Origin of the sequence: Promicromonospora soli (assembly GCF_014653785.1) — a bacterium.
Classification (GTDB): domain Bacteria; phylum Actinomycetota; class Actinomycetes; order Actinomycetales; family Cellulomonadaceae; genus Promicromonospora; species Promicromonospora soli.
Window position 1 is genome coordinate 168,686 of the sequence record NZ_BNAS01000004.1, and the last position, 24,300, is coordinate 192,985.

A 24,300-nucleotide genomic window follows, 5' to 3' on the forward strand; every position below is an offset into this window, starting at 1 on the left:
CCATCAGCGTCAGGCGCGCGGCTTCTCGCGCATCTCGAAGGTCTCGATGGTGTCGCCCTCGTTGACGTCGTTGAACGACCCGAGACCGATACCGCACTCGAAGCCCTCGCGGACCTCGGTGACGTCGTCCTTCTCGCGACGCAGCGACTCGATGGTGAGGTTGTCGCCCACCACGGTGCCGTTGCGGAGCACACGCGCCTTCGAGTTGCGGCGAATGCTGCCCGAACGGACCACCGAACCGGCGATGTTCCCGAACTTCGAGGAACGGAAGACCTGGCGGATCTCCGCGGTCCCGAGCTGGACCTCCTCGTACTCCGGCTTGAGCATGCCCTTGAGGGCCGCCTCGACGTCCTCGATCGCCTGGTAGATGACCGAGTAGAACTTGACGTCGACGCCTTCGCGCTCCGCCAGCTCCTCGACGCGCTCGCCGTACTTCACGTTGAAGCCGATGATCACGGCGCTGTCGACCGTGGCCAGGTTGACGTCGTTCTGCGTGATCGCACCCACACCACGGTGGATGACGCGCAGCTCGACCTCCTCGCCCACATCGATCTTGAGCAGCGCGTCCTCCAGTGCCTCGACGGCACCGGACACGTCACCCTTGAGGATGAGGTTGAGGCTCTCGACCTTGCCCTTCTTGAGCTCGACGTCGAAGTCCTCGAGGCTGATCCGCTTGCGGCGCTTGGCCAGCGTCGCTGCACGCTCCGCCGCCTGACGCTTCTCGGCGATCTGGCGGGCGGTGCGGTCGTCCGGAGCCACGAGGAACGTGTCACCGGCGCCCGGGACGCTCGTCAGACCCAGCACCTGGACCGGACGGGCCGGGGTGGCCGCCTCGACCGCGGTGCCGTGCTCGTCGAACATCGCACGGACGCGGCCGTAGGCCGTACCCGCGACGATCGCGTCGCCGACGTGCAGCGTGCCGGCCTGGACCAGCACCGTCGCCACCGGACCGCGGCCCTTGTCGAGGTTCGCCTCGATGGCCACGCCGCGTGCGTCCTTGGTCGGGTTCGCCCGCAGGTCGAGCGACGCGTCCGCGGTCAGCAGGACGGCGTCGATCAGGTCATCGATACCGATGCCCGGCTTCGCCGCGACGTCGACGAACATCGTGTCGCCGCCGTACTCCTCGGCCACCAGGTTGTACTCGGTGAGCTGCTGACGCACCTTCGCCGGGTTCGCACCCTCGACGTCGATCTTGTTCACCGCGACCACGATCGGCACGCCTGCTGCCTGCACGTGGTTCACGGCCTCGACCGTCTGCGGCATCACGCCGTCGTCGGCCGCGACCACGATGATCGCGATGTCCGTGACCTGCGCACCACGGGCACGCATGGCGGTGAACGCCTCGTGGCCCGGGGTGTCGATGAACGTGATGGCACGGTCGGCGCCCTCGTGCTCGCGCACGATCTGGTAGGCACCGATGTGCTGCGTGATACCACCGTGCTCGCCTGCCACCACGTCCGACTTGCGGATCGCGTCCAGCAGCTTGGTCTTACCGTGGTCGACGTGACCCATGACGGTCACGACCGGCGGACGCACGACCAGGTCGTCGTCGGACTCGTCGGCCTCTTCGGCCTGCAGGTCGATGTCGAACGACCCGAGCAGCTCGCGGTCCTCCTCCTCGGCCGAGACCATCTCGATCTGGTAGCCGAGCTCGGTGGCCAGCGTGCCGAACGTGTCCTCGTCGAGCGACTGCGTGGCCGTGGCCATCTCGCCCAGGTGGAACAGGACGGTCACGAGCGCCGCGGGGTTCGCGTCGATCTTGTCCGCGAAGTCGTTCAGCGATGCGCCGTGGCGCAGCCGGACGACCGTGCTGCCGTTGCCGCGAGGGACCTGCACGCCACCGAGTGACGGGGCCTGCATGGCCTCGAACTCCTGGCGCTTCGCTCGCCTCGACTTACGCCCGCGGACCGGCTTGCCGCCGGCGCGCCCGAAGGCACCCTGCGTCGCACCACGACCGCCGGCGCCGCGACGCGGGCCGCCGAAGCCGCCACCGCCACCAGCACCGCCGGCACCGGGACGACCCGGGGCGCCAGCACCGGCGCCTGCCCCACCAGGACCAGGACGGCCACCGCCGCCGCCGGGGCGGCCACGACCGCCACCGGGGGCCGGGCGGTCGCCCGGACGGGGCATGGACGTCTTGCCCGGCATCATGCCGGGGTTCGGGCGCGGGCCGCCGCCACCGGTGCCACCGGGACGGGGCGCCGAGGGACGCGGGCCACCCGGACGAGGACCGCCCGAGCGCTCGCCGGCCGGCTCGCTGCGCTCGGGGCGCTGCCCCGGACGCGGCATGCCCTGGCTGGTCGCGAACGGGTTGTTGCCCGGACGCGGGTTACCACCGGCGGGACGGTCGCTGCCGGCGGCCGCCGGGCGACCACGGCCGCCACCGGGACGGGGCATGCCCTGGCTGGTGGCGAACGGGTTGTTGCCCGGACGCGGCGTACCGCCACCGGGACGGTCGCCACCGGGACGGCCACCACGGCCGCCGTCGCGACCCGGACGCGCACCCGAGGGCGCAGCGGCGGGCTTCGGCGCGCCGGGCTTGGGAGCCGCGGCGGCCGGCCTCGGAGCGCCGGGCTTGGGAGCCGCGGCAGGCGTGGCGGACGCCGCAGGCGCCACCGGGGTCTGGTCGGGGGCCGGGGCGGGTGCCGCCGGCGCGGGGCGCGAAGCCGGAGCAGGCGCCGGTGTGGGCGCGGCCTCGGCCTCGGGCTTGCTGGGTGCCGGAGCCGGGGCCGGCGTGGGAGCCGGCTCGGCCGGCTTCCGGGCCGCGGGCTTCGCGGCAGGCCTGGGTGCGCTCGGTGCGGGGGACTTCGCCGCTGCGCCCGTGTCGGACGGGCCGGCGGCGCCACCGGCGGGGAACTTGTCGCGCATGCGCCGCACGACGGGCGGCTCGAGCGTCGACGACGCCGAGCGGACGTACTCGCCTGCCGACTTCAGCTCGCCAAGCAGGGTCTTGCTTTCCACTCCGAGCTCTTTCGCAAGCTCGTAGACGCGGACCTTAGCCACAACTCTCCTGTCTCGGTCCATCCCAAGACAGGGAGGACCACCGTTAGTACTGAGTACTCATCGCTGGGGACTCATCGGGTGCCCATCGGCTTCTGACCCGCTTCCTTGTCGACGAATCGCATACTTCGGCCGGGCGCATGGTTGCGCCCGGTCGGGACTGTCTTGCGGCCGGCACACTTACTGGCCGAGGTGTGCTCGTACCTCGCTGAGGTCGAGAGGCCCGTCGGCACGCAGTGCGCGTGGAACGGCCCTGCGACGCTCAGCGAGCTCCAGGCACCGCGGCTCCGGGTGGACCCAGGCACCGCGACCCGGCAGGCAGGCACGGACATCGACGATGATGCGCTGTGGCTCTGCCACATCGTCATCATGCACCGGGTCCAGCACCAGACGCAGGAGTGCAGACCGCTGGTCGCGCCCCCGGCATCCGACACACGTGCGCACCGGACCCATGACGGGCGGAGCGGGGTATGTCGAAAGACGGGCACGTGGCCCAGACTCGGACAGTCTACCGCGCCGACCCACCGGGCGTTACCGGCCGTCCCGCGTGTCGGTGGCGGTTCCACCTGCGTCGGCGTCCGCGGCCTCGTCCGAGCGGATGTCGATGCGCCAGCCGGTCAGCTTCGCGGCGAGACGGGCGTTCTGGCCCTCTTTTCCGATCGCGAGGGACAGCTGATAGTCGGGTACGACGGCCCGTGCGGCACGCGCGTCGGCGTCGACCACTGTGACTGACGACACACGTGCCGGCGACAGGGCGCTCGCCACGAATGCGGCGGGGTCGTCGCTGTGGTCGACGATGTCGATCTTCTCACCGTGCAGCTCGGCCATCACCGCGCGGACACGGGCGCCCATCGGGCCGATGCACGCGCCCTTGGCGTTGAGCCCGGACACCCGGGTACGGACGGCCATCTTGGTGCGGTGCCCCGCCTCGCGGGCGATGGCGGTGATCTCCACCGAGCCGTCAGCGATCTCCGGGACCTCGAGCTCGAAGAGCTTGCGCACCAGGTTCGGGTGCGTACGGCTCAACGTGATCTGGGGGCCCTTCATTCCGCGGCTGACCTCGACCACGTAGGCGCGCAGCCGCTCGCCGTGCACGTACTCCTCGGTGGGCACCTGCTCGTGGGGCGGCAGGACGGCCTCGGTGCCGCCCACGTCCACCAGCACCATGCGCGGGTCGCGGCCCTGCTGGATGATGCCGGCCAGGACCTCGCCCTCCTTGCCGCGGAAGGTGCCAAGCACCTGGTCGTCCTCGGCGTCACGCAGCCGCTGCACGATCACCTGGCGGGCCGTCGCGGTGGCGATGCGGCCGAAGTCCTGCGGCGTGTGGTCGAACTCGGGTCCGTACTCGACGACTGGGCGCGCGTCGGGGTCCTCCAGGTCCTCGACGACGGGCAGCTCCTCGCGCGCCCACACCGTGACGTGGCCCGACGAGCGGTCCACCTCGACGCGCGCCCGGTGGTAGGCGTCCGGGGTGCGATGGTAGGCCGAGAGGAGGGCCTGCTCGATGGCTGAGACGAGGATGTCCAGGCTGAGGTCCTTCTCGCGCTCCAGCATGCGCAGCGTGCTCATGTCGATGTCCATGTCAGCCTTCCTCGTTGCGGCCGGGGTGACCCTCGGTCGTGTCGTCCGTACCAGCACCGTCCGAGTCGTCGTCGGTGTCTTCACCTGCACTCTCGCCCAGTTCCGCAGCCTCGGCATCCTGTGCGTCGTCGAGCCGCTTGAGCTCGACCTCGACCTTGCCCCGGACGACGTCGCCGACCGGGATCCGCCGGTCGTCGTCGAGCACCAGGACGTCTCCGTCGGCGTCCGCGAGCACGTCGGTCAGCCGGCCCTCGGCGCGGCTGCCGTCGGTCAGCTTCAGCGTCACCAGCCGGGTCCGGGCGCGCTTGAAGTGCCGCAGCTCGGACAACGGCCGGGACGTGCCCGGCGTCGAGATCTCGAGCGTGTAAGCGCCGGGGACCACGTCGTCCGCGTCGAGCGCCGCGGAGATGGCGCGCGACGCCTCGCCCAGCGCGTCGGAGTCGAGGCTGCCCACGGCGTCCTCCGGCAGGTCGATGGTGACGCGCACGACGGACTTGCTGCCCGCCCGGGTGGCGATCACCTCCTCGAGGTGGAGCCCAGCGGCCTCGACCACCGGTCCCACCACCTCGCGGACCGCATCCGCCTGCTGTGTCATCGACTGCCTCCCGTCGGCTCCCCCTCGTGCGGGGGCACGGTTCGAGCCGGAACGGTTCGACCGATGTGCTGTTGTTGTCTGCGTCAAGCGTAACGAAGCGCCGGACCTCGGCACTTCGCGAAGAACGTGATGTCCGTGACCCGACCGCAATCTCGGTCGGGCACGAATCGGGTTCCGGAACATGGCATCATCGGCCACGATGAACCCCTTCGGCCGCGAGGCCCGCACCCGACGCCGGTCAGGCCTGACCGCGCTGGCCCTGACCTGCGCGATCATTCTCTCAGGTTGTGGCGTGCGCCTCGAGTCGCCACCGCCCACCGAGCCCGTCCCGGACGCGGCCGAGGTGGTGCGGCGCACCGCCGTCGCCGACGCGCTGCTCGTCGCCGAGCAGGCCGAGGCCGCCGCCGCGGCCGACGGGGTCAAGGCCGATATCTCGGCCGAGCTCACCGTCATCTCCGAGGTCGCGATCGCGCAGGCCGAGCAGCTCGGTGGCGAGTACGACTCAGGCCTGGGCGACATCCTGTCCGAACGGTCGGGCGCGTCCCCCTCCGCCAGCACCCCGGAGCAGACGCCCCGGGCCGTCGTCACGTCGCTGCGCGACGCAGCCGCGCGCACCCGGGCCGCCGCAGACCAGGCACAGCTCGGACCGCTGGGCCGGCTCCTCGCCTCGATCTCCACGTCCCAGACGCAGTACGCCAGGAGTCTCGCGCAGCTCACCGGCACCAAGGGCCCCGCGCTCCCCCCGACCCGGATACCGGAGCCCGCCGAGCCGGGCGACGCCGGGGAGACCGCGGCGGCCCTGGCATCGGCGGGCGCGGGCCCCGTGGCCATCCCCACCGGCCTGTCGGCCGAGGAGCTGAGCGCCCTGGTCCTGGCCGAGGACTCCGCCGGCTACGCGCTCGAGGTGCGGGCGGCGCAGGCCGACGGCTCGGTACGCACCCAGGCCTACGAGCGCGCGAAGCTGCACCGCGGCCGGGCCCAGGCCTGGGCGCTCGTCGCCGGGATCGACGGCACCGACCAGGACCCGCGCCGCGTCGCGTACGCGGTTCCGGACACGCCCACGACGGACCTCGCCCGCGACCTCGAGTCCGACCTGGCGCAGAACTACGCCACGCTGGTCGGCATCGCCGAGCAGGGCACCCGCGCCATCCTCGTAGCGCTCCTGACCGAGGCCACCCTCGCCGGCGCCCAGTGGGGCGCCCCGGCAATACCCTTCCCGGGTCTGCCGGAGCGCGCCTGACCGCCTTGGTCTGACTCAGCCGAGGAGCGCGGCCACCTTCTCCGCCACCGCGGTCACGACGTCGGCCACAGGGAACTGCTCCGCCTCGCCGACACGCGGCCGGACCTCGACCACGCCGTCGGCCAGGCCCTTGCCCACCACGACCACCAGCGGGGCGCCGAGCAGCTCCGCGTCCTTGAACTTCACGCCCGGCGACACCTTGGTGGGCCGGTCGTCGTAGAGGACCTCGATGCCACGGGCGGCGAGGTCGGCGGCGATGGACTCGGCGGCCTCGTACACCTCGGTGCCCTTGCCCGTCGCGATCAGGTGCACGTGCACCGGGGCGACATGGGCGGGCCAGGCCAGGCCGCGCTCGTCGTGGTTGGCCTCCGCGAGCGCCGCGAGCGCCCGCGTGACGCCGACGCCGTAGGAGCCCATCGTGACGACCGCCTGCTTGCCGTTCTCGTCGAGCACGGACAGGCCGAGCGCGTCGGCGTACATGCGGCCGAGCTGGAAGATGTGGCCCATCTCGATGCCGCGGGCGAGCTCCAGCGGGCCGGAGCCGTCGGGCGCCGGGTCGCCGGCCCGCACCTCGGCGGCCTCGACGGTGCCGTCGGCGGTGAAGTCGCGGCCGGCCACGAGGTCGAACACGTGCTTGCCGGGCTCGTTGGCGCCGGTGATCCACCGGGTACCGGGCACCACGCGGGGGTCGAGCAGGTAGCGGATCGCGGGGATCTTCTCGCCGTCAGGCCCCTCGATCTGAGCGCCCTGGGGCCCGAGGGCCTGCGGGCCGATGTAGCCCTTGACCAGCTGCGGGGCCTTCTTGAAGTCCTCCTCGGTTGCGGCCTCGGGCTCGGCGGGCGACAGCGCGGCCTCGAGGCGCTTGAGGTCGACCTCGCGGTCGCCGGGGAGGCCGACGACGAGCAGCTCGCGGGTCCCGTCGGGCTGGACCAGGGCGAGCACCACGTTCTTCAGGGTGTCGGCGGCGGTCCAGGGCCGGTCGGGGCGCGGGAACTTCTCGTTCGCGACGGCCACGAGGGTGCCGATGGTGGGGGTGTCGGGGGTGTCCTCGACGTGTGCCGCGGGGGCGTCGTCGTACGGGACCGCCTCGGGGACCGGCGTGACCACTGCCTCGACGTTGGCGGCGTAGCCGCCGGGCGAGCGCACGAACGTGTCCTCGCCGATCAGCGAGGGCGAGAGGAACTCCTCGGAGCGTGAGCCGCCCATGGCGCCCGACATCGCGGACACGATCACATAGTCCAGGCCGAGGCGCTGGAAGATCTTCTCGTACGCGTCGCGGTGCTTCTGGTAGCTGACGTCCAGGCCCTCGTCCTTGACGTCGAAGGAGTAGGAGTCCTTCATGATGAACTCGCGCCCGCGGATCAGGCCCGCGCGGGGGCGCGACTCGTCGCGGTACTTGGTCTGGATCTGGAAGAGGATGACGGGCAGGTCCTTGTAGGACGAGTACAGGTCCTTCACCAGGAGCGCGAACATCTCCTCGTGCGTCGGCGCCAGGAGGTAGTCGGCCTGCTTGCGGTCCTTGAGCCGGAACAGGTTCGGGCCGTACTCCGTCCACCGGCCCGTCGCCTCGTAGGGCTCTCGCGGCAGCAGCGCCGGGAAGTGCACCTCCTGGCCACCGATCGCGACCATCTCCTCGCGGACGATCGCCTCGATCTTGGCCAGCACCCGCAGGCCGAGCGGCAGCCACGAGTAGATGCCGGGGGCGGCACGTCGGATGTACCCGGCCCGCACGAGGAGCTTGTGGCTTGCGACCTCGGCCTCGGCCGGGTCCTCGCGCAGGGTACGGACGAAGAGGGACGACATGCGAAGCACGTCGCCCTGGATGAGGCGTGCGGAAGACATGGGGCACAGCCTATCCGCGAGGGCCGCCGCGGCTCACCGGAATCTGCCGAACCGCAACCTGCCCGTCCGCCCGTTGCTTGCGGTTCGCCGCGCCTGCCGGGACCGGCTGGTCTTGCCGGGGGTCGTGAAGTCTCGGAGGATGAGCCCATGCCGGAGCTGCCCGAGGTCGCCGCACTCGCCGACTTCCTGCGCGAACGGACCTCCGGGCGCACGGTCGCCGCGGTGGAGGTCGGCTCGATCGCCGCGCTCAAGACGTTCGACCCGCCCGTCGATGCGCTCGCCGGGCGCGAGGTGACTGACGTCGCGCGGCACGGCAAGTGGTTGGACCTCGTGGCCTCCGCCGCTCCTACCTCCCCCGGGCACGGCGGCGCCCCGCTCCACCTGGTCTTCCATCTCTCGCGGGGCGGCTGGGTGCGCTGGTCGGACGCGCTGTCCACCAAGCCCGTCCGGCCGTCCCTCGGCGGCTCCAGCCGGGGCGCGATCCTCGCGCTGCGCGTGCGGCTCGACGACGGCTCCGGGTTCGACCTCACCGAGGCGGGCACGCGCAAGCGGCTCGCGGTGCATGTCGTCCGTGATCCTGCCGAGGTGGAGATGATCGCCTCCCTCGGCGTGGAACCGCTCGCCCCGGAGTTCACCACCGAGGTGCTGGCCGGCCTGCTGTCCGCGAGGAACCAGCAGATCAAGGGGCTGCTGCGGGACCAGCGGGCCATCGCGGGCATCGGCAACGCCTACAGCGACGAGATCCTGCACGCAGGCCGGTTCAGCCCGTACAAGCAGACCGGGTCGTTCACCCCCGAGGAGACGGCCCGGCTGCACACCGCGATCGGCGAGGTGCTCGCGGAGGCGATAGCGGCGGCGTCGGGCAAACCGGCCAAGGAGCTCAAGGACGCCAAGCGCGCCGGTATGCGCGTGCACGGTCGCACCGGGCTGCCGTGCCCCGGCTGGAACGGGATCCCCTGCGGCGACATCGTGCACGAGGTGTCCTTCGCCGACCGGTCCATGCAGTACTGCCCCACGTGCCAGACGGGCGGAAAACCCCTGGCGGACCGCAGGATGTCCAAGCTGCTGCGGTGACGTTCGCCGTCTCTCGGTTCGACCGGTTCGAAGCCGCGTCAGAACAGCACTGTCGCGAACGTACCCACCTGCTCGAAGCCCACCCGCCGGTATGCGGCCACGGCCCGCTCGTTGTAGGCGTTCACGTACAGCGACACCACGGGCGCTATCGAGGCGCGCGTCGCATCGACGACCGCCGCCATGCCCGACTCCGACCAGCCCCGGCCGCGGAACGCCGGCTCCACCCAGACGCCCTGCACCTGTGCCACCCCGCCGGCCACCGCGCCGAGCTCGGCCTTGAACGCGACGGCGGGCCGCCCGCCGACGTCGGGCACGAGGCGCACGAACGAGCGCCCCTCCGTGATGAGCGACCGCACGCGCTCGGCGTAGGCGGACCCGCCCGAGGCGACCGGCGAGTAGCCGACCTCCTCGGTGAACATGCGCACGCAGGCGGGCAGCACGAGGTCCAGCTCGGCGGGCACCGAGCGGCGGACGGTGGGCTCGGGCGGCAGCAAGGGCGGCTTCCGGATGGCCATCGACGGCTGGTCGGCGCGCACGTCGCGGGCCGGGGGCCAGTACGGCGCCAGCTCTTCCCAGAGGGCGAGTGCGGCCCACTGCTCCCCCACGACCGACGACGACCGCCGCCCGTGCACTCGCGCCACCGCCGCGAAGGCGGCGACCGCCTCGGCGCGCCGGGCCCGATCGGCGACAGGGATCACCGGCACCAGGTTGGCGCCGGCCCAGCACACGGCCTCCAGCGGCCCGACGGCGGGAAAGCCCCACGCCTGACCCGCGGCAGCGCCGAACCCGGAGCGCACGGCGATCTCAAGGCGGGCGGTGGCGAGCACGGACGAGACGGGGTCGACGGCGCAGACCGCGAGCGCCTGCACCAGGTCCGCGCGAGAAAGCACCCGTGCGCTCTCACGGCGACCACGCTGCGCCAGGGTGTCTCGTTCGCCCGGCTCCGGCGGCCCGTCCGGGCGCGCTCCGGCGGGAACCGGGGTGCGCCAGCGGGACATACCTTGCTCCGTTCGAGTCAGACTCTCTCAGTGTCGCCCGAGCCTGCGGTTCAACTCCAGCTCAGCCGACCGAAACGACCGGCGAACCGGCCTGTGCCTCATTCTCCGGCGTGGGCATCGCATCCGCGATCCGCATCGCCTCTTCGATGAGCGTCTCGACGATCATCGACTCGGGGACTGTCTTGATGACCTCGCCCCTGACGAAGATCTGGCCCTTGCCGTTGCCGGAGGCGACACCGAGGTCGGCCTCACGGGCCTCACCCGGGCCGTTCACCACGCAGCCCATGACGGCCACGCGCAGCGGGACGGTCATGCCCTCGAGCCCGGCGGTGACCTTCTCGGCGAGCGTGTAGACGTCCACCTGGGCACGGCCGCAGGAGGGGCAGGACACGATCTCCAGCTTGCGGGGACGCAGGTTGAGGGACTGCAGGATCTGGTTGCCGACCTTGACCTCCTCGACCGGCGGGGCCGAGAGGGAGACGCGGATCGTGTCGCCGATGCCCTTGCTGAGCAGCGCGCCGAACGCGGTGGCCGACTTGATGGTGCCCTGGAACGCCGGGCCCGCCTCGGTGACGCCGAGGTGCAGGGGCCAGTCGCCGCGCTCGGAGAGCAGCTCGTAGGCGCGGACCATGATCACCGGGTCGTTGTGCTTGACCGAGATCTTGAAGTCGTGGAAGTCGTGCTCCTCGAAGAGGCTCGCCTCCCACACGGCGGACTCCACCAGGGCCTCGGGCGTCGCCTTGCCGTACTTGGCCAGCAGACGCTTGTCGAGCGAGCCCGCGTTGACGCCGATGCGGAGCGAGACGCCGCCGTCCTTCGCGGCGCGGGCGATCTCCTTGACCTGGTCGTCGAACTTGCGGATGTTGCCCGGGTTGACGCGGACGGCGGCACAGCCCGCGTCGATCGCCTGGAAGACGTACTTCGGCTGGAAGTGGATGTCCGCGATCACGGGGATCTGGGACTTCCGCGCGATGATCGGCAACGCCTCGGCGTCGTCGGAGGTCGGGACGGCGACGCGCACGATGTCGCAGCCTGCCGTCGTGAGCTCCGCGATCTGCTGGAGGGTCGCGTTGATGTCGGTCGTGGGCGTGGTGGTCATGGACTGCACGCTCACGGGTGCGTCACCGCCCACCTCCACCTTGCCGACCTTGATCTTTCGGGTCTTGCGGCGGGGGGCGAGAACCGGCGGGGGTGCTGCGGGCATGCCGAGGCTGATTGCGCTCACGGGATCAGTATCCCTGCTTCGGAAGGTGCAAACCGCACATCGTGTTCGGCGTCACGTGATCCGCACCGGATCCACCAGGTCCGCCACGATGAGGATGCCGCCCACACCCAGCAGGATCATGAAGACGACGTACGCCACTGGTGTCATGCGCGCGACGTCGGCCGGGCCGGGCAGCACCGCCGCCCTGCGCACCCGGGCGACCGTGCGCTTGCCGCCCTCGTAGAGGGCGTTGACCAGGTGCCCGCCGTCGAGCGGCAGGAGCGGGATCATGTTGAAGACGAACAGCGCGATGTTGAGGCTCGCCAGCAGGCTCAGGAAGAACATCACACGGTCGAGGATCGCCTCGTCCAGCGCCATGATCTCGCCGCTGATCCGCGCGACGCCCACCACCGACTGGATGGAGTCCGGCGATCGCTCCTCGGCGGTGAACGCCTCGGTCGCGGCGTCGGCCAGGCGGACCGGGAACGTCGCCACCATGGTCGCCGTCTGCCAGGTCATGTTGCCCACCTCGGGCACGACCCGCCACAGCGGCTGCTGCTCGCGCACCTGGAGCGGGGAGAAGCCCACGAACCCGCCGGGCTCGACGAGCGGCTCGCCGTCGGCCCCGAGGACCGCCGCGCCCTCCTCGTCCACGACGGGACGGTCGGTCCTGGCCGGGGTCACCTCGAGGGTCGTGCGCTCGCCGTCGCGAAGCACCACCACCTCGGACTCGCGCCCGGCGGACTCGTTGATCAGGCCGACCAGCTGCTGCCAGCTGGTCACGTCGGTGCCGCCGAAGGCGACGATCTCGTCACCCGGCTCCAGCCCGGCCGCGGCGGCGGGCGCGGCCGGCTGCTCCTCGCAGTCGTTGCCCGTGGCGGTGGAGGTGACCGATGCAGGCACGCACTCCGACAGCTGGGCGACCGTCGTGGAGACCGCGGGCAGGCCGTAGCCCACCAGGATCACGCCCATCAGGAACGTGGCGATCAGGAGGTTCACGAACGGCCCGCCGAACATGACGACCAGCTTCTTCGGCGTCGACAGGTTGTAGAAGGCGCGGTGCTCCTCGCCGGGACGCACCTCCGCGACGGACGCGTCGCGCGCATCCGCGACGAGCTCGCTCCAGAAGCCCGTGCCGCGCCGGGTGCCCGCCGGGGCGGGCGGCATCATGCCCACGAGGCGCACGAACCCGCCGAGCGGGATCGCCTTGATGCCGTACTCCGTCTCCCCCTTGGTCCGCGACCAGACGGTGGGGCCGAAGCCCACCATGTACTGGCTCACGCGCACACCGAACTTCTTGGCCGGGATCATGTGCCCGAGCTCGTGCAGACCGATCGAGACCATGACGCCCACGAGGAGGACGAGCCAACCAACGATGTGCGGAACGATGCTCACGGTCCGAGACTACGGCACCTCTCCGACAGCTCGGAAGGCGGCGAACCTCTCCCCCGCGACGGCCATCCGGCATTCGCATTGTTCCGGATTCATGGTAATTCGTTGAAACATCGGTTACTCGTCATTAACCTAATGACATGTCGGTTTCGTCCGCAACTGAGTTCCGGGAGCTGCACGCCCACGGCCCCGCGTCCCTCACGGAGAGTCTCACCTCGCTGTTCCATACGGAGGCCTGGCCCGGCGCGGACGGCGAGTCCGGCGTGGCGCGGCAGCTGCGCGAGATCGGCGTGGACGTCAGCGGCATCTGGGCCGCCTCACGCTGGAACATGGGCGACGACGGCGAGGCGCCGAACCGCCGCCACCCCGTGCCCGGCGACCCCCGTGGCCCCCAGACCGCCGCCGCGCTGACCGCCGTCGCCGCACAGCCGCGCGCCGCGGCCCTGCTCGGCGTCTACCTGTGGTCCCAGGCGAGCGACGCCCTGCAGTACACATTCCGGCACGGACGCATCATCGTCCCGCTGCGCGCCTTCGTCGAGACCTGGGCGACGTGCCGCGACAATGCCCCGGACGACGTCTGCCGGGCCGAGGGCGACGCAGTGGCCGTGCTGCTGCGCACCCTCATCACCCAGATGCACACGTCGGCCGCCCGTAGCGCGGGCAGCCTCGAGCGGCTGGCCGACACCGCCGGGCGGGCCGGCGAGCGATGCGCCGAGCTGCTGCACGCTGCCCGGGCGATCCCGGACCCGACCTCGCCGTTCCGCCGCGTCCTGGTGCCACAGGCGGTGACCCGCATCCGGTACTTCCGCGCGCTGACCGAGGCCGCCCGTGCCGCGTCCGCTGCGATGGCCGGCGACCCGGCGCGGCTCGGCCCCGCGCTCGACGGCCTGCGCGCCGCCGAGACCGACCGGCACCTCAACTACATCCTGGCCAGCGAGCTGCGCTCCTACCGGATGCACCTGGCGGAGCTGCACCGCAACCTCGACGCGACCTGGCTCACGCTCGACCGGCTCAGGACCATCTACATCTACCCGTTCGGGCTGCGGGACGTCAGCCCGGCCGCCGCGGTGGCGGCCATCCGGAGCATCGCCGACCGGGACGAGCGGCCCGAGCTGCTCGGCGTCCAGGCGTTCGCGGTCCGCGGCAGCCTCAAGATGGACGACGTCTGGGCCAGCGTCGACCGGGCCGCGCGCCCGTACGGCGGGGTGTCGCTGTCGATGCCGAACGTTCGCCTGGAGCAGCCCGACGGATCGCTCATCCAGGAGCTGTCCTGCGACGTGCGGTTCACCGAGTTCGGCAACCACTACGTCCGGTTCCGGTACTCGGCGCGCGACCAGTCGCCGCAACAGGTCCGCGACGCCCGGTTCCGCCTGTCCAACCTGCACGCCGACATCCGGGTGAAGTGGATAGCCCCCGACGGCTCGTCCGTCGACGTCGACCCTGGGGGCGCGCTGCCGCCGGAGCGGCTCTTCGACCTCGCCGACCTGCTCCAGCGCGCCACCGCCGATCTGGTCCGCGAGGCGACCGAGATCGCCCAGGGGCGCGCGCACGTGGTCACGACCGTCTACGAGGCGAGCCGGGGGCGCGGCCCGGCCGCGCCCCCCGCCAAGCGCACGCCGGTCACCACGGGGGACGAGCTGCTGGCCGCGTTCGGCTCGCAGGTCCTGCTGCACCCGGTCTCCTACGGCACGGCCACGCTGTGCGACTGGACGCTGCGCCAGCGCAACCCTGTGCTGCTGGAGGGCGTGCGGCACCTGGGCGACGTCGTGGCGGTGGCCACCAACTCCACCACCGTCGCGCTGGTCGGCACGGCGCACTTCAAGATCTCCCAGTACGGCTCGCTCGCCGAGTTCGTCGCCAGCCTCAACGGGCTGTTCAGCGCCTGGAACGCAACCCTCGCCGACCACCTGCGGCTCGTCGCCACCATGCTGGCCGACCACGACGTGAACAACGGCGCCGACCTCGCAGACCGTAAGGAGCGGCTCACCCGCGAGCAGCTGCGCCTGCACGAGTTCGCCTCCGAGGTCCGCACCACGCTGACCACCATCACCTCCCCCACGTTTCTCGCCTCCGCCCTGGAGTCCCGGATGCTGAACCAGCTGCTGCAGGCGTCGCACTTCGAGCAGCAGGCTGCGGTGGTCCTCGAGCGGCTGCGAGAGCTCCTCCAGGAGCCCATCGCCGCCCGGCTCGCCGCCCTCGAACGCCTGCACGGCGACCGCGAGCGGGCGGCGGAGGCCAAGCGCGAACGCTCCCGCCGTCGGCTGATGGACGGCACGCTCTCCGCGATCACCGTGTTCGCCGGCGTCTACGCCCTGATCGGCACTGTCCAGGTGGCCATGGACGCCGGCCTGATCAACGGCGTCCAGGCGGTAGCGGCCACTGCCCTGGTCACCGTGGGCGCCCTGGTGACCGGCTGGACGGTCTTCACCTGGACCAGCCGCCGCTGACGGATGGTTGTGGGCGTGATCGTTGCGACTATGCGCCCGTCTTAGGCGCAACGATCCCGCCCACAACCATCCGCAGGGCACGACGGCGGAGCGCCGCCACCACCTGCGCCCCGATCACCACGACCAGCGCGGCCACGAACATCGCCGTACCGATCACGTTGGCCTGCGCCGGGATGCCGCGGGCCGCCGACACGTACACGAACTTCGGGAACGTGGTGAAGGAGCCGGAGTTGAAGTTGGTGATGATGAAGTCGTCGAAGCTCAGGCTGAACGCCAGCGCCGCAGCGGCCACGATCCCCGGCACGAGCAGCGGGAACGTCACCTTCCAGAACGCCTGCCAGGGCGAGGCGTACAGGTCGGCGGCGGCCTCCTCCAGGCGCGGGTCCATGGACTGGACGCGCGCCTTGACCGCGACGACCACGAACGAGATGTTGAACATGACGTGCGCGAGCACGACGGTCCAGAACCCGAGCTGCAGCTGGAGCGTGAGGAACTGCGACAGGAGGGCAGCGCCCAGCACGACCTCGGGGGTGGACATGGGCAGGAAGATCAGCACGTTGGCCAGTGCCCGCCCGCGGAACCGGTAGCGCACCAGGGCTATCGCGATGAGCGTCCCGAGCGTGGTGGCGAACAGCGTGGACAGCAGGCCCACCTGCAGCGAGTTCGCGAACGACTCGCACACCTGGGGCGCCCCGCAGGGGTTGCGCCAGTTGTCGAGCGTGAAGCCCTGCCACACGAGGTTCCGCCTGCCGCCGTCGTTGAACGAGTACAGGACGGTGTAGACGCTGGGCGCGAGCAGGAACACGAAGGCGAGCGCGCAGTAGACCGGGATCAGTGCGCCGGTCAGCCGGCGGCTGAGCGGTGCCGTCACCGGTCGGATCGCGGGTCGGGCCACAGGTCGGGTCACGGGTCGGGTCACAGCAGGTCCTCCGTCCCGGTCCGGCGCACGTAGAGGCCCACGAGCACCGCGATGGCGACCATGAGCACCACCGACAGCGACGCGGCGGTCGGGTAGTCGAGCAGCCGGAAGAACCTCGTGTCGATGACCTGGCCGATCATGGCCGTGTTGGTCGAGTTCCCCAATAGCGAGGCGGACACGTAGTCGCCGGCCGCCGGGATGAACGTGAGCAGCGTCCCCGAGACCACACCCGGCATGGACAGCGGCAGCGTGACCGTGCGGAACGTCGTCCACGGCCCGGCGTACAGGTCGCCGCCCGCCTCCACCAGGCGCGGGTCGAGACGCTCCAGCGACGCGTAGATCGGCAGCGCCATGAACGGCACGAAGTTGTGCGTGAGGGAGACGACCACGGCGAACGACGTCGCCGTCAGCCGGCCGTCCGGCGGCAGCACGTGCAGCCAGTGCAGGGCCTGGACGACGTACCCGTCGTCGGCCAGGATCTGCTTCCACGCGATAGTGCGCAGCACGAACGACGTGAAGAACGGCGCCACGACCAGCACGAGCAGCATGCCCTGCAGGAGCGGCCTGCCCCGGCAGCGCACGGCGACCAGGTAGGCGATCGGGTAGCCCACGGCGAGCGCCCCGGCCGTGGCCAGCAGTGCGAACCAGAAGGAGCGCAGCAGCTGCGGCCAGAACTCCGCGAGCGCCGTGGCGTAGTTCTGCCACTGGAGGGCCGGCATGAACTGGCCGACGTCGCCCCCGGGTACCGGCACGTAGAGGGACGTCGCCAGGAGCGCGAACACCGGGATCACGAAGAACGCGACCAGGTAGAGCGTGCCCGGGAGCATGAGGCCGACGCCGGCGGCGCCCGCGCGCCGGGCCGCGACGTCCTCAGCCGCCGTGGTCACTGGCCGCTCCCGGCGGGCTCCCCGGCCAGGCCGAACGTGCGGTCCACGTCCCAGGCGAGGCGCACGGCGTCGCCCACGCGCACCGTGGGCGCGCCCGACGAGTTCTGCGCGAAGACGTCGTGCAGACCCAGGTCACCGAGGTCCACCTGGTACTGCGTGGAGACGCCGGTGAACGACACGTCGGTCACCTTGCCCGGCCCCAGCACGTTGCTGCCCGGCGTCGGCTCGCCGCCGTTCAGGAGTATCCGCACCTTCTCGGGGCGGACGCCGAGCTGCACGACGGCGCCGGTCTCGACCGGCGGGTCCTGAGCCTGTCGAAGGGCGACCCCCGAAACGCCCGTCGAGACCCGCCCCGCCGGCACCTGGAGCCGGGTCCCCGCGACGTCGACGCCGAGCACCTCACCCGTGTCCAGCACCGTGCCGGTCACCAGGTTGGAGCGCCCCAGGAAGTTCGCCACGAAGGCCGTGCTGGGCAGCTCGTACAGCTCGGCGGGCGGGCCCATCTGCTCCACGCGGCCCTCGTTCATGACGGCGACGGTGTCGGCCATCGTCATGGCCTCCTCCTGGTCGTGGGTCACGTGCACGAACGTGATGCCTGCCTCCGCCTGGATGCGCTTGAGCTCGAGCTGCATCTCGCGCCGCAGGGCGAGGTCGAGCGCGCCGAGCGGTTCGTCCAGGAGCAGCACGGACGGGCTGTTCACCAGCGCGCGGGCCAGGGCGACGCGCTGCTGCTGGCCGCCGGAGAGCTGGTTCGGCCGCCGGTCGGCGAGGTGCCCGAGCTGCACGGTCTCGAGCCCGGCCCGGGCCTTGGCCCGCGCGTCGGGCACACGCTTGCGCCGCAGCCCGAACGTGACGTTGTCCAGGACCGTCATGTGCGGGAACAGAGCGTAGGACTGGAAGACGGTGTTGACCGGGCGGCGGAACGCCGCGGTGCCGGTGACGTCCCGGCCGCCGATGGAGATGGTGCCCGACGTCGGCTGCTCCAGCCCGGCGACCATGCGCAGGGTGGTGGTCTTTCCGCAGCCGGACGGGCCGAGCAGCGCGAAGAAGGAGCCCTCGGGGACGGTCAGGTCGAGGGACTCGACGGCGGTGAAGGCCCCGAACTCCTTGCGCACGCCCCACAGCTCGAGGCTCTCCGTCGTCTGGGGTGCGCTCATCTCGGGGCCCCCGCGAGGTCGCGAGCGCAGCGAGGGACGTCGTGGGGTGGATTCATGCGCCGATGACCTCGAGGTACTGGCCGTTGTACTTGGTCTCCTCGGCCGGGGTGAGCGTGCGGAACACGTGCACCTTCGACAGCGTCTCCTCGTCGGGGAAGATGTTGGTGTCGGCGGCGAGCTCCGGGTCGGACTTCGACATCGCCTCCCGGGCGCCCTCCACGGGCGTCACGTAGTTGACCCACGCCGCCACCTCGGCGGCGACCTCGGGCTCGTAGTAGTAGTTCATGAGCGTCTCGGCGTTCTTCTTGTGCGTGGCGCCGACCGGGATCAGCAGCTCGTCGCTCCAGAGCGTGCCGCCGGCCTCGGGGACCACGAAGTCGAAGCGGTTGTCGGCCTCGTAGTTGAGCGCCGTGATGTCGCCCGACCAGCCGATGCAGGCCCAGCAGTCGCCCGACACCAGGTCCTGCGTGTACGAGTTGCCCTTGACCTGGCGGATGTGGCCGGAGGTGATCTTCTCGCGCAGGAGCTCGATCGCGGCGTCGTACTCCGCGTCGCCCCAGTCGCCCGCGGGGTCCACGCCCTGCGAGAGCATGATCAGCCCGATCGTGTCGTGCATCTCGGACAGCACCTCGACCTTGCCGGCCAGCTCCGGCTTCCAGAGGTCGTCGAGGCTCTGCATCCCGCCGGGCACCCGCGCCTTGTCCCAGGCGAGGCCGCCGAAGCCCGACTGCCAGGTCAGGGCGTGCTTGCGGCCCGGGTCGTAGTCGACGTCCCGGAGCGTGGACACCAGGTTGGCCGCGTTGGGGATGTTGGCGAGGTCCAGCTCCTGGGCGTAGCCGAGGCGGATCAGCCGGCCGGCCATCCAGTCGCTCGGCGTCACGAGGTCGTACCCGATGTCGTCACCGTTGGCGAGCTGCCCCGACACCTTGCCGTAGAACGTGTCGTTGTCCTCGATGTCCTCCAGGTACTCGACCTCGATGCCCGTCTGCTCGGTGAAGGCGTTCAGGGTCGGGTACTCGGTGCCCGCGTCGTTCTGGTCCAGGTACAGGGTCCAGTTGGCCCAGCGGACCAGCTTCTCGGCGTCGGACACGTCGGTGGCGGGGCTCGGCGCGGCGCTGGAGGACGCGCCGGGCGCGCCCCCGGTGCCGCAGGCGGCGAGCACCGCGGCGGTGCCCGCCACCCCCGCGCCCACCGACAGGAACTGGCGGCGGGACAGAGCCGTAGCCCTGGCCTGCTGGATCAGGGCGCGGACCATCGGGTCTGCCGGGGGACGGCGTCGGGAGTTGTTCACTGGTGCTCCTCGGAGGTCGCTGGGTTGCTCAGGGCCGGCTCATGGCCGGTTCGTGGCTGCTCAGAACGCGCTCATCACGTGCTTGATGCGGGTGTAGTCCTCGAACCCGTACATCGACAGGTCCTTGCCGTACCCGGAGTGCTTGAAGCCGCCGTGCGGCATCTCCGCGACGAACGGGATGTGCGTGTTGATCCACACGCAGCCGAAGTCCAGGGCGCGGGACACCCGCATCGCCGTGCCGTGGTCGGACGTCCAGACCGAGCTCGCCAGGCCGTAGGCGACGTCGTTCGCCTTGGCGATCGCGTCGGCCTCGTCGGAGAACGTCTGGACCGTGATGACCGGGCCGAAGATCTCGGTCTGCACCGCCTCGTCGTCCTGCTCCAGGCCCGCCACGACGGTGGGCTCGTGGAAGTAGCCGGCGGTCCCCACCCGGTTTCCGCCCGCCACCACCCGCGCGTGCGCCGGCAGGCGCTCCAGGAAACCGAGCACGCGGTCGAGCTGGTTCGCGTTGTTGACCGGCCCGAAGTCGACGGCCTCGTCGTCGGGCAGGCCCGTCCTCATCGCCTGGGCCTGCTCGGCGAGGGCCGCGGTGAAGTCCGCGGCGACCGACTCGTGCACCAGCACGCGCGACGCCGCGGTGCAGTCCTGCCCGGCGTTGTAGAAGCCCGCGCCGGCGATGCCCTCGGCGGCGGCCGCGATGTCGGCGTCGCCGAACACGACCACAGGTGCCTTGCCGCCCAGCTCGAGGTGCACGCGCTTGACATCGGACGACGCCGCCCGCGCGACCTCCATGCCCGCGCGGACCGACCCCGTGATGGCGACCATGTCGGGGCGCGCGTGCGAGACCAGCGCCCGGCCGGTCTCGCGGTCGCCGCAGATCACGTTGAAGACGCCGGCCGGCACGTGCTCGTTCACGATCTCGGCCAGCAGCAGCGTGGACACCGGGGTGGTGTCCGACGGCTTGAGGACGATCGTGTTGCCCGCGGCCAGGGCCGGGGCGATCTTCCACACCGCCATCATCAGCGGGTAGTTCCACGGCGTCACCTGCCCCACGACGCCCACCGGCTCGCGGCGGATCCACGAGGTGTGCCCCTCCAGGTACTCCCCGGCCGCCGCGCCCTCCAGGATCCGGGCCGCGCCCGCGAAGAAGCGGAACTGGTCGGCGCACGGCGGCACCTCGTCGACGGCGGTGAGGTGCAGCGGCTTGCCGGTGTTGCGGCTCTCCGCGCTCACGAGCTCGGCCGCGCGCGCCTCGATCGTGTCGGCGATCTTGAGGAGGGCCAGCTGCCGTTCTGCGGGCGTGGTGTTCCGCCACTGCGCGAACGCCTGGTCCGCCGCCGCGTAGGCGGCGGACACGTCCTGCTCGCCGCTGTTCGGCGCGGTCGCGTAGCCCTCTCCCGTGCTCGGGTCCACGACGGTGAGCGTGCGGCCGTCGGCCGCGGCGGTCCGTCTGCCGCCCACCAGGTTGAGCAGCTCGGTCTCGGTTTCCGTGCCGGTCTCGGTACCCACCGGTCCTCCTCGGTCTCGACGTGGTCAGGACGGTAGGGGACCGAGGTGCGCTCCACCAAGGAATCCGTGTTACTCGGCGGTAAATTGTTACGGATTCAGTGGATCCGAGCGCATCTCACAACGGATCTGCTTGCGTTCGGCACCCTCGCATGGTCAACATTCAGCCATGCCCCGCTCCCCTGCCACCAGCTCCGCGCCGGTGCTCGACGGCGCCGCGAAGGCGATCATCGAGCAGCTCCAGGCCGATGGCCGGCGCTCGTACGCCGCGATCGCGCAGGCCGTGGGCCTGTCCGAGGCCGCGGTGCGCCAGCGCGTGCAGCGGCTCGTGGACCACGGCGTGGTGCAGATCGTGGCCGTCACTGACCCGCTCCAGGTCGGCTTCGCACGGCAGGCGATGATCGGCATCAAGGCCAGCGGCGACATCGAGCTCCTCGCCGACGGCCTGGCCGACGTCGAGGGCGTCGACTACGTGGTGATCACCGCCGGCGGGTTCGACCTGCTCGTCGAGGTGGTCTGCGAGGACGACGACCAGCTGCTCGAGATCGTCAACCGGCAGATCCGCTCGCTTCCTGGTGTCCTGACTACAGAGACCTTCGTCTATCTCAAGCTCCGCAAGCAGCTCTACAACTGGGGGACCCGATGACCCACACGTCCACGCCCGCCACCGCCGTCGTCGGGCCCAACGTCACGCCACGCGGAACCCCGCGGGACGACGCCGCCCGCCGCAACCTCTGGGGCCACTTCACGCGCCAGTCCGCCTGGGACGCCGGCGTGCCCACGCTGGTGCGCGGCGAGGGCCACCACGTATGGGACGCACAGGGCCGCAAGTACATCGACGGGCTCTCGGGGCTGTTCGTGGTCCAGGCCGGGCACGGCCGCCGGGCGCTCGCCGAGGCGGCGGCCAAGCAGGCGGGCGAGCTCGCCTTCTTCCCCCTGTGGTCCTTCGCGCACCCGCCGGCCATCGACCTGGCCGAGCGGCTCGCCCACCTTGCCCCCGGAGACCTGAACCGCGTGTTCTTCACGACCGGCGGGTCCGAGGCCGTGGAGACGGCGTTCAAGCTGGCCAAGCAGTACTGGAAGCTGCAGGGCAAGCCCGGCAAGTACAAGGTGATCTCCCGGTCCATCGCCTACCACGGCACCACGCACGGCGCGCTGTCCGTGACGGGCCTGCCGGGGCTCAAGGAGCCGTTCGAACCCCTGGTGCCGGGCGCGCACAAGGTGCCGAACACCAACATCTACCGGGCGTCCGAGGAGCTGCGCGACGACCCGAAGGCGTTCGGCCGCTGGGCCGCCGACCAGATCGAGGCGCTCATCGAGATGGAGGGGCCCGATTCCGTGGCCGCCGTGTTCCTGGAGCCCGTGCAGAACGCCGGCGGCTGCTTCCCGCCGCCGCCCGGGTACTTCGAGCGGGTGCGGGAGATCTGCGACAAGTACGACGTCCTGCTGGTCTCGGACGAGGTCATCTGCGCGTTCGGGCGCATCGGGTCGATCTTCGCCTGCGACGACTTCGGCTACGTGCCCGACATGATCACGTGTGCCAAGGGCATGACCTCGGGCTACTCGCCGATCGGCGCGTGCATCGTCTCGGACCGTGTGTTCGAGCCGTTCGCGACCGGCACCACGAGCTTCGCGCACGGGTACACGTTCGGCGGGCACCCGGTGTCGGCCGCGGTCGCGATGGCGAACCTCGACCTCTTCGAGGAGGAGGACCTGACCGGGCGCGTCAAGGAGAACGCCGGGACGTTCAAGGCCACCCTCGACCGGCTGCGCGACCTGCCGATCGTCGGCGACGTGCGCGGCGCCGGGTACTTCTACGGGATCGAGCTCGTGAAGGACCAGGACACCCGGGAGACGTTCTCCGACGACGAGGCCGAGCGCCTGCTGCGCGGGTTCCTCACCCCTGCACTGTTCGAGGCCGGCCTGTACTGCCGCGCCGACGACCGCGGCGACCCCGTGGTGCAGCTCGCGCCGCCCCTGACGACGGGGCCGGCGGAGTTCGACGAGATCGAGCAGATCATGCGGGGCGTGCTGAGCGAGGCCTGGTCGAAGCTGTGAGGTGAAGTTCGGAAAGACACCGCAACCCGTTTAGGGTGGGCCCACATGGCGCGGGGCGCCAGGACCAGTGCCTGGCTGAGATGCACCCGTGGAACCTGATCTAGGTAGTTCTAGCGAAGGGAACGCCTCATGGGCTCCGCCCTGTCCGACATGGGCTCTGCTCTGCCCGACGCCGGCCCGCGCACCCGTTCCTCGGGCCACCCCGTCGTGGCGTTGACGATCGCCGGCTCGGATCCGTCCGGCGGTGCCGGGATCCAGGCCGACCTGAAGACCTTCGCGGCGCTCGGCGGCTACGGCTGCGCGGTGCTCACGGGGCTGACCGCGCAGTCCACGACCGGGGTGACGCGGGTGCTGCCCGTGCCCGCCGACATGGTGACCGCGCAGCTCGAGACGCTGTTCGCCGACGTCGCGGTGGACGCGGTCAAGATCGGCATGACCACGAACGCCGCCGTCGCCCGTGCGGTCGCGGGGGCCCTGCGCGCGCTGCGGTCCGCGGGGCGCGCGCCGTTCGTGGTGCTCGACCCGGTGATGATCGCCACGTCGGGCGACCGCCTGCTGGCGCCCGACGCCGAGGCCGTGCTGCGCGACGAGCTCGTGCCGCTGGCCGACCTCGTCACGCCGAACCTGCCCGAGGCCGCCGCGCTGCTCGGCGTCGAACAGGCCCGGGACGCCGCCGAGGCGGCCGACCAGGCGCGTGCGCTGCTGGGCCTCGGGGCGCGGTTCGCCCTGGTCAAGGGCGGGCATCTGGCGTCGGCCGAGTCGGTGGACCACCTCGCGGGTCCGGCACTCGGCCACGGATCCGCCGCCGGGCCGGTGCTAGGACCAGGCCCCGGATCAGACGGCGTCGTCGCCCTGACCGCCCCCCGGGTCCCCACCCGGAACACGCACGGCACGGGCTGCACGCTCAGCTCCGCGTGCGCCGTCCTGCGGCCCCGGCACGACGACTGGGAGCCCGCGGTACGCGCCGCGAAGGACTACCTGACCGCGACGCTCCGCGCGGCGGACGACCTGGTCATCGGCGGCACCGGCACGGCACCCGGCCCGTGGCGGGGCCACGGCCCGGTGCACCACGGCTTGAGCCCGGTCTAGGTTGTGGGCGCGATCGTTGC

19 protein-coding genes and 1 riboswitch are annotated in these 24,300 nt (G+C 71.5%); of the genes, 6 read left to right on the forward strand and 13 right to left on the reverse strand.

The window, feature by feature from the left end; genetic code table 11:
• Window positions 1-9 precede the first annotated feature (9 nt).
• The 4 genes from infB to rimP form a co-directional block, all read right to left on the reverse strand.
• Window positions 10-3,003: a translation initiation factor IF-2 gene (infB, locus tag IE250_RS13910; protein WP_189669891.1), complete on the reverse strand. Its 2,994-nt coding sequence runs from the start codon at window positions 3,001-3,003 to the stop codon at window positions 10-12.
• A 177-nt stretch (window positions 3,004-3,180) separates the two neighbouring features.
• Window positions 3,181-3,453, reverse strand: coding sequence for a YlxR family protein (locus IE250_RS13915; protein WP_189669892.1), 273 nt, complete (start codon window positions 3,451-3,453; stop codon window positions 3,181-3,183).
• 78 nt (window positions 3,454-3,531) lie between these two features.
• Window positions 3,532-4,581, reverse strand: a complete 1,050-nt coding sequence (gene nusA / locus IE250_RS13920; protein WP_189669893.1) for a transcription termination factor NusA — start codon at window positions 4,579-4,581, stop codon at window positions 3,532-3,534.
• Window position 4,582: 1 nt separating this feature from the next.
• Window positions 4,583-5,176 (reverse strand): ribosome maturation factor RimP, encoded by a 594-nt coding sequence (rimP, locus tag IE250_RS13925; RefSeq protein ID WP_189669894.1) that lies wholly within the window; start codon window positions 5,174-5,176, stop codon window positions 4,583-4,585.
• Window positions 5,177-5,375: 199 nt separating this feature from the next.
• On the opposite strand from rimP, the gene IE250_RS13930 reads away from it, so the two are divergent.
• On the forward strand, window positions 5,376-6,416 hold the full coding sequence (locus IE250_RS13930) for a DUF4439 domain-containing protein (protein ID WP_189669895.1): 1,041 nt from the start codon (window positions 5,376-5,378) through the stop codon (window positions 6,414-6,416).
• Between the two features lie 15 nt (window positions 6,417-6,431).
• Here the strand turns inward: IE250_RS13930 and IE250_RS13935 are convergent, their stop codons facing one another.
• The gene (locus IE250_RS13935; RefSeq protein ID WP_229872453.1) at window positions 6,432-8,258 is read right to left on the reverse strand and encodes a proline--tRNA ligase; all 1,827 of its coding nucleotides are present in this window, start codon (window positions 8,256-8,258) and stop codon (window positions 6,432-6,434) included.
• A 147-nt stretch (window positions 8,259-8,405) separates the two neighbouring features.
• On the opposite strand from IE250_RS13935, the gene IE250_RS13940 reads away from it, so the two are divergent.
• Window positions 8,406-9,332, forward strand: coding sequence for an Fpg/Nei family DNA glycosylase (locus IE250_RS13940; RefSeq protein ID WP_189669896.1), 927 nt, complete (start codon window positions 8,406-8,408; stop codon window positions 9,330-9,332).
• A 38-nt stretch (window positions 9,333-9,370) separates the two neighbouring features.
• Here the strand turns inward: IE250_RS13940 and IE250_RS13945 are convergent, their stop codons facing one another.
• The 3 genes from IE250_RS13945 to IE250_RS13955 all read right to left on the reverse strand — a co-directional run bounded on the left by IE250_RS13945 (window position 9,371) and on the right by IE250_RS13955 (window position 12,929).
• Complete coding sequence (locus tag IE250_RS13945; protein ID WP_189669897.1) at window positions 9,371-10,330, reverse strand: GNAT family N-acetyltransferase; 960 nt, start codon at window positions 10,328-10,330, stop codon at window positions 9,371-9,373.
• 61 nt (window positions 10,331-10,391) lie between these two features.
• Window positions 10,392-11,534, reverse strand: a complete 1,143-nt coding sequence (gene ispG, locus IE250_RS13950; protein ID WP_189670289.1) for a flavodoxin-dependent (E)-4-hydroxy-3-methylbut-2-enyl-diphosphate synthase — start codon at window positions 11,532-11,534, stop codon at window positions 10,392-10,394.
• Between the two features lie 72 nt (window positions 11,535-11,606).
• The gene (locus tag IE250_RS13955) at window positions 11,607-12,929 is read right to left on the reverse strand and encodes a M50 family metallopeptidase (protein ID WP_268247828.1); all 1,323 of its coding nucleotides are present in this window, start codon (window positions 12,927-12,929) and stop codon (window positions 11,607-11,609) included.
• A 137-nt stretch (window positions 12,930-13,066) separates the two neighbouring features.
• Here IE250_RS13955 and IE250_RS13960 point away from each other — a divergent pair, with 137 nt between their 5' ends.
• Window positions 13,067-15,373 carry a hypothetical protein gene (locus tag IE250_RS13960; RefSeq protein ID WP_189669898.1) on the forward strand — a complete coding sequence of 769 codons (2,307 nt, stop codon included), beginning with the start codon at window positions 13,067-13,069 and terminating at the stop codon, window positions 15,371-15,373.
• A 28-nt stretch (window positions 15,374-15,401) separates the two neighbouring features.
• On the opposite strand, the gene IE250_RS13965 is transcribed toward IE250_RS13960, so the two are convergent.
• Genes IE250_RS13965 through IE250_RS13985 form a run of 5 tightly spaced genes read right to left on the reverse strand, consistent with a single transcriptional unit; the run spans window position 15,402 to window position 21,136 of the window.
• On the reverse strand, window positions 15,402-16,244 hold the full coding sequence (locus IE250_RS13965) for an ABC transporter permease (protein WP_229872454.1): 843 nt from the start codon (window positions 16,242-16,244) through the stop codon (window positions 15,402-15,404).
• A gap of 44 nt (window positions 16,245-16,288) precedes the next feature.
• On the reverse strand, window positions 16,289-17,179 hold the full coding sequence (locus tag IE250_RS13970) for an ABC transporter permease (RefSeq protein ID WP_229872455.1): 891 nt from the start codon (window positions 17,177-17,179) through the stop codon (window positions 16,289-16,291).
• Window positions 17,176-18,336 carry an ABC transporter ATP-binding protein gene (locus tag IE250_RS13975; RefSeq protein ID WP_189669899.1) on the reverse strand — a complete coding sequence of 387 codons (1,161 nt, stop codon included), beginning with the start codon at window positions 18,334-18,336 and terminating at the stop codon, window positions 17,176-17,178. Before IE250_RS13975 ends, IE250_RS13970 begins: the two co-directional genes overlap by 4 nt.
• A gap of 52 nt (window positions 18,337-18,388) precedes the next feature.
• A complete protein-coding gene (locus IE250_RS13980) occupies window positions 18,389-19,627 on the reverse strand; it encodes an ABC transporter substrate-binding protein (protein WP_229872456.1) in 1,239 nt (412 codons plus the stop codon).
• A gap of 60 nt (window positions 19,628-19,687) precedes the next feature.
• A complete protein-coding gene (locus tag IE250_RS13985) occupies window positions 19,688-21,136 on the reverse strand; it encodes a gamma-aminobutyraldehyde dehydrogenase (protein WP_373301689.1) in 1,449 nt (482 codons plus the stop codon).
• 166 nt (window positions 21,137-21,302) lie between these two features.
• Between IE250_RS13985 and IE250_RS13990 the strand changes: the two genes are divergently transcribed.
• The 3 genes from IE250_RS13990 to thiD all read left to right on the forward strand — a co-directional run bounded on the left by IE250_RS13990 (window position 21,303) and on the right by thiD (window position 24,280).
• The gene (locus tag IE250_RS13990) at window positions 21,303-21,779 is read left to right on the forward strand and encodes an Lrp/AsnC family transcriptional regulator (RefSeq protein ID WP_189669900.1); all 477 of its coding nucleotides are present in this window, start codon (window positions 21,303-21,305) and stop codon (window positions 21,777-21,779) included.
• Window positions 21,776-23,191 carry an aspartate aminotransferase family protein gene (locus IE250_RS13995; RefSeq protein ID WP_189669901.1) on the forward strand — a complete coding sequence of 472 codons (1,416 nt, stop codon included), beginning with the start codon at window positions 21,776-21,778 and terminating at the stop codon, window positions 23,189-23,191. The genes IE250_RS13990 and IE250_RS13995 overlap by 4 nt, the downstream gene beginning before the upstream one ends.
• A 41-nt stretch (window positions 23,192-23,232) precedes the next feature.
• Window positions 23,233-23,331: riboswitch (TPP riboswitch) on the forward strand.
• The gene (gene thiD, locus IE250_RS14000) at window positions 23,321-24,280 is read left to right on the forward strand and encodes a bifunctional hydroxymethylpyrimidine kinase/phosphomethylpyrimidine kinase (RefSeq protein ID WP_308434136.1); all 960 of its coding nucleotides are present in this window, start codon (window positions 23,321-23,323) and stop codon (window positions 24,278-24,280) included. (Overlaps the previous riboswitch by 11 nt.)
• The last annotated feature ends 20 nt before the right edge of the window (window positions 24,281-24,300 follow it).

Bases quoted from the DNA above. Each gene is read 5' to 3' on its own strand.
- IE250_RS13990 (WP_189669900.1), top strand. From the start codon at position 21,303: ATGCCCCGCTCCCCTGCCACCAGCTCCGCGCCGGTGCTCGACGGCGCC.
- ispG (WP_189670289.1), bottom strand. From the start codon at position 11,534: ATGCCCGCAGCACCCCCGCCGGTTCTCGCCCCCCGCCGCAAGACCCGA.
- rimP (WP_189669894.1), bottom strand. From the start codon at position 5,176: ATGACACAGCAGGCGGATGCGGTCCGCGAGGTGGTGGGACCGGTGGTC.
- IE250_RS13960 (WP_189669898.1), top strand. From the start codon at position 13,067: ATGTCGGTTTCGTCCGCAACTGAGTTCCGGGAGCTGCACGCCCACGGC.
- IE250_RS13930 (WP_189669895.1), top strand. From the start codon at position 5,376: ATGAACCCCTTCGGCCGCGAGGCCCGCACCCGACGCCGGTCAGGCCTG.
- IE250_RS13995 (WP_189669901.1), top strand. From the start codon at position 21,776: ATGACCCACACGTCCACGCCCGCCACCGCCGTCGTCGGGCCCAACGTC.
- IE250_RS13975 (WP_189669899.1), bottom strand. From the start codon at position 18,336: ATGAGCGCACCCCAGACGACGGAGAGCCTCGAGCTGTGGGGCGTGCGC.
- thiD (WP_308434136.1), top strand. From the start codon at position 23,321: ATGGGCTCCGCCCTGTCCGACATGGGCTCTGCTCTGCCCGACGCCGGC.
- IE250_RS13915 (WP_189669892.1), bottom strand. From the start codon at position 3,453: ATGGGTCCGGTGCGCACGTGTGTCGGATGCCGGGGGCGCGACCAGCGG.
- IE250_RS13935 (WP_229872453.1), bottom strand. From the start codon at position 8,258: ATGTCTTCCGCACGCCTCATCCAGGGCGACGTGCTTCGCATGTCGTCC.
- IE250_RS13940 (WP_189669896.1), top strand. From the start codon at position 8,406: ATGCCGGAGCTGCCCGAGGTCGCCGCACTCGCCGACTTCCTGCGCGAA.
- nusA (WP_189669893.1), bottom strand. From the start codon at position 4,581: ATGGACATCGACATGAGCACGCTGCGCATGCTGGAGCGCGAGAAGGAC.
- IE250_RS13945 (WP_189669897.1), bottom strand. From the start codon at position 10,330: ATGTCCCGCTGGCGCACCCCGGTTCCCGCCGGAGCGCGCCCGGACGGG.